Consider the following 4,213-nt stretch of genomic DNA (forward strand, 5'->3'; position numbering starts at 1 on the left):
TCCTGCCTCCAGAAGTTCCGCTTTTTTTCCTTGATTTATAAAGGGATTTGCCTTAATCTACATCGTTGTAAAATAATTTTAATTTAATGTTGGAGGATCTATGCCTAAACAAGCCGGAACGTCCAAATTCCAGATCGATCTGCGTCGCCACTTGCGTGGTCAGGATATCAGCGATAACCTCATCCATCTCATGTGTGAGATCGCCGAGGCCAGCAAGTACGTGATCAACGCGGTCCGGACGGGCGACCTGGGTGTTGCCGGTACCTCCAACCTTTACGGTGAGGAGCAACTGGCCCTCGACGTCCTCTCCGACAGGATCATGCGCAAGAGGCTGATCCACTCGGGCGTGGTCTGCAACATCGCATCCGAGGAGATGGACGAGATTTACCAGTGCCAGGCAAACGCCGACGGTCTCTACTCGGTCGCCTATGATCCCCTTGACGGTTCGTCGCTCGTGGACGTGAACCTCGCCGTGGGCACCATCGTCTCCATTTTCGCCGGCTCCGATCTGCTCCAGCCGGGTCGCAACCAGGTTGCCGCCATGTACATCCTCTACGGACCGAGGGTTTCCCTGGTCTACACGGTCGGCGATGGCGTTCATGAATTCACCATGAACAACCTGATGGAATTCACCCTCACCCGCGAGAACATCAGGATGAAGCCGGAAGGTGACATCTACGCTCCGGGCGGCCTCAGGAACAAGTACACCGAGGGCAACGAGCGCTTCATCCGCCACCTCGAAGCGAAGGGCTGCAAACTCCGCTACTCCGGCGGTTTCGTTCCCGACATCAACCAGGTGCTGATGAAGGGGAAGGGGCTCTTCATGTACCCCGCCCTGAACGGCACCCCGAACGGGAAACTGCGCGTCCTGTTCGAACTCAACCCCATGGCTTTCATTGTCGAGCACGCAGGTGGAGCGGCAAGCAACGGTACCATCCCGATTCTCGACATCAAGCCGGAATCTCTTGATCAGAGGGCACCGGTCTACATCGGCTGCAGCGAGGATGTGAAGCAGGCTGTGGCCTTTGTCAACGGCAAGTGATGTTGTAAGCTAGACGCTTTCCTCTGGTAGTGACGCAGTTTTTGCTAAAGTTGCCGCCATGAAATGTCGAAAGGAAGAAAACAGCAATTATTCAGAGGTAAAGGAATGGAAACACAAGAACAGCCGGTCAAACGTCTTTGCAGCGAGATCCAGCTCTTCGATCTGTGCGAACTCGACGACTGCCGCCACAAGGAAGGTCGGTTCTGTACCGAGGCGCGTATCCTGGAGCGTTTCGAAGCCATCAAGGAAGAGGACGAGCGCTCCTACGTGGCAGAGGAAATGGACGACGACGAGGCGGATGAGGTCGATGAAGAAGAATTCGGCTCCGATGAGTTCGAGGATGACTACTAACGCCGCACATCATAGGCAGGAAACAAAAGAACCGCTTTTCGAAGCGGTTCTTTTGCTATCAGGACCCGATGTTGCTCTTTTAATTTGTTAAAATGTAGAGAGCATCAATAAGACGCCATCCCGACAGGTAATCGGGTGCCGAAGCCGCGCCATACAAGGGCTGTTTCGTCCCGGCTCCGCCTGCCACCGATTCACAAAATCCCATTAAGGGGAAGACCGATGACCGCAAAACTGCTCATTTTGGATGACGATCACGACATACTGCTCATGCTGAAGACTATCTTCGCGGGGGAGGAGTACGAGCTTCTCCTGGAAAGCGACAGCGAGTCCGCCCTGAGACGTGTGGTGGCAGACCGTCCGAACGTGGCAATCATGGACATCAGTCTGCCGCAAAAGTCCGGGCTCGAGGTCCTCAAGGAGGCCAAGAAGATCGATCCCGGCCTCGCCGTGATCATGGCCACCGGCTACAAGACCACCCAGAACGCCATCGAGGCCATGAAGTACGGCGCCTTCGATTACGTGACCAAGCCCTTCGACATGAAGAAGCTCAAGGCCACGGTCAGGAAGGCGATCGACTGCAACCTCCTGAGCAGAAAGGTCCGCTATACCAGGGAGCGCCCGCAGGTCGAGGAGGATCTGACCGACGACCTGATGATCGGCTCTTCGCCGGAGATGATCGAGATCTGGAAGATGGTCGGCACCGTCGCGGACAGCGATGCGACCGTCCTTATCCAGGGGGAATCGGGAACCGGGAAGGAGCTGCTGGCTCGCGCGATTTACAACAACTCGAAGAGGAAGAACCGCCCGTTCCTGGCGGTCAACTGCGCCGCCATTCCAGAGGCCCTGCTCGAGTCCGAACTTTTCGGGCATGAGAAGGGTGCCTTCACCGACGCCCATTCCAGGCGGATTGGGAAGTTCGAGCAGTGCAACGGCGGAACCATCTTCCTCGACGAGATCGGCGAGATGAGCATGGCGAACCAGGGTAAACTGCTGCGCGTGCTCGAGAACCAGGAATTCGAGCGGGTAGGCGGGAACGAGACCATCAAGGTCGACGTCAGGGTGGTCGCGGCAACGAACAAGAGCCTGCTGGCCTGCGTGAAGGACAAGACCTTCCGCATGGACCTCTTCTATCGTCTGCGCGTGGTCAACTTCTTCCTGCCGCCGCTACGCGACCGGTCCGAGGACATCCCGCTCCTGGTCGATCTCTTCGTCAAGAAGTTCTCCAGGAAGTACGGGAAGAACATCAAAGGAGTGGCAGCCGAGACCATGTCGCTGCTGACCTCGAGCAACTTCGAGGGGAACATCAGGGAGTTGAAGAACGTCATCAACTCCGCCACCGTCTTTTGCCGTGGCGACATCCTCGTTCCCGGCGATTTCGAGTCCTTCATCAAAACGAAGACCCCTGCTTTCAAGGAGGTCGACCTTGATGCCGCCGGAGACGATTATTACGAGGTGTTCTGGAGCATGCTTGAGCCGGTCTTCGACGGGATCTGCCAGAAGAACAAAGGGGCGATCTACGAAAGCGTCAACATGGGACTGGAGAAAGCCCTCATCCATATGGCGATGGAAAAGAGCAACAATAATCAGGTCTTCGCCGCGAAGCTTCTGGGAATCAGCCGTAACACCCTGAGGGATCGTCTCGAGCGATACAGGATCGGCGCTTAACGCGGCTGCAATTGTCAGCGATGTAATAAAAGAAGCTCCCTTTCCGGGAGCTTCTTTCGTTTGAAAGAGGGAAGGGCGAATCCCCCCTGTCCCCCCTTTGACAAGGGGGGGACGTGAGGCACCTGATGGTGGTTCCTCGGACGACGCAGTTTGTTTCCGTTCGTGCTGAGCTTGTCGAAGCACGCAAGCAGAAAGGAGCTGTTGGAGTGCTTGCGGCACATTCTTCAGAAAGCAAATCTCCCCCTGTCTTCCCTTGACAGGGGGGGGGGCGTGAGGCACCTGACTCGTCAGGCCACTGTCACTGAATCCCGGTCAGATCACGTCCCTTCGGATACTCAACGATGATGTCGTAGGTCAGCTTCTTCTTTTCACCGGCGGCTAGTGCTACTTTCCAGACGATCGTTCCATCGGCCCGGGTCTCGTCAGGCTTCTGGGAGGCATCCTCCAGGTTCACCTTTATCTCCGCGTTCCCCGCCAAGGGAAGCTGGTCCAACACGGAAACCGTCACTGCTCGTTTCTTGAAGTTCTGAAGCTCCACGGTGCAGCGGTAGCTCACGCTGTTGCTGCCGAGAAGCCCTGCCTTCTTGCGCACCCTCGCCACATCCCGCTTTACCTTGAGCTGATCGTCCGCCCCGAAGTAAAGGTCGAACTTTTCCCCGGAAGCCACCGTCTTCAAATAGCTTTTTCCGGTAAAGACGGCGTCGTTGAAGACGTTGGCCTCTCCAGCCAGCAGGGGATAAGGGGTGTTGTTGGTGACTTCGGACTTGAGATAAACCCGCGGCGAAAGCTTCGGCACCGTGACGTATTCCGCCGTGACCGGAACTCTCTCGATGGCAATCACGCTCCCCGATCGCGTGCCGTCTGCGGGGACATCGACCGGCTGCCGGATGTTGAAGAGGACGGAGGTCTGTCCCTCCTCAACCTGGGCGGTAACCGGCGCAGCTTTCTCCATAGGGGCTGCTGCGCCCGCCTGTGGCGCCATAAGCTCTTCCGACATGGGAACCGGAGCAGGGGCCTTTGCCGCGGCGCCCTGTGCCCGGTACAGGATCGGGCGGGGAGGCTCGTAGAATGAGATGTGCCAGGGCGGGAGTTCCGGCGGAGCCCCGCCGACTTCGGGTCTCGCCGTGGAGAGTGAAAGTTTCACCCCCTGCCAGT

4 protein-coding genes are annotated in these 4,213 nt (G+C 57.2%); 3 read left to right on the top strand and 1 reads right to left on the bottom strand.

Translation table 11 applies throughout. The features are described 5' to 3' along the window. Positions 1-100 precede the first annotated feature (100 nt). The 3 genes from AC11W3_RS03390 to AC11W3_RS03400 all read left to right on the top strand — a co-directional run bounded on the left by AC11W3_RS03390 (position 101) and on the right by AC11W3_RS03400 (position 3,058). Entirely contained in the window at positions 101-1,042 is a 942-nt protein-coding gene (locus tag AC11W3_RS03390; RefSeq protein ID WP_484090158.1) for a class 1 fructose-bisphosphatase, read from the top strand. A gap of 105 nt (positions 1,043-1,147) precedes the next feature. Next, the gene (locus AC11W3_RS03395) at positions 1,148-1,393 is read left to right on the top strand and encodes a hypothetical protein (RefSeq protein WP_484090159.1); all 246 of its coding nucleotides are present in this window, start codon (positions 1,148-1,150) and stop codon (positions 1,391-1,393) included. 219 nt (positions 1,394-1,612) lie between these two features. Continuing rightward, positions 1,613-3,058 (top strand): sigma-54-dependent transcriptional regulator, encoded by a 1,446-nt coding sequence (locus AC11W3_RS03400; RefSeq protein ID WP_484090160.1) that lies wholly within the window; start codon positions 1,613-1,615, stop codon positions 3,056-3,058. A 298-nt stretch (positions 3,059-3,356) separates the two neighbouring features. Here the strand turns inward: AC11W3_RS03400 and AC11W3_RS03405 are convergent. Beyond that, a partial coding sequence (locus AC11W3_RS03405) for a DUF4139 domain-containing protein (protein WP_484092483.1) occupies positions 3,357-4,213 on the bottom strand: 857 nt, incomplete at its 5' end.

Source organism: Geomonas sp. (assembly GCF_056994735.1).

Bases quoted from the DNA above. Each gene is read 5' to 3' on its own strand.
- AC11W3_RS03390 (WP_484090158.1), top strand. From the start codon at position 101: ATGCCTAAACAAGCCGGAACGTCCAAATTCCAGATCGATCTGCGTCGC.
- AC11W3_RS03395 (WP_484090159.1), top strand. From the start codon at position 1,148: ATGGAAACACAAGAACAGCCGGTCAAACGTCTTTGCAGCGAGATCCAG.
- AC11W3_RS03400 (WP_484090160.1), top strand. From the start codon at position 1,613: ATGACCGCAAAACTGCTCATTTTGGATGACGATCACGACATACTGCTC.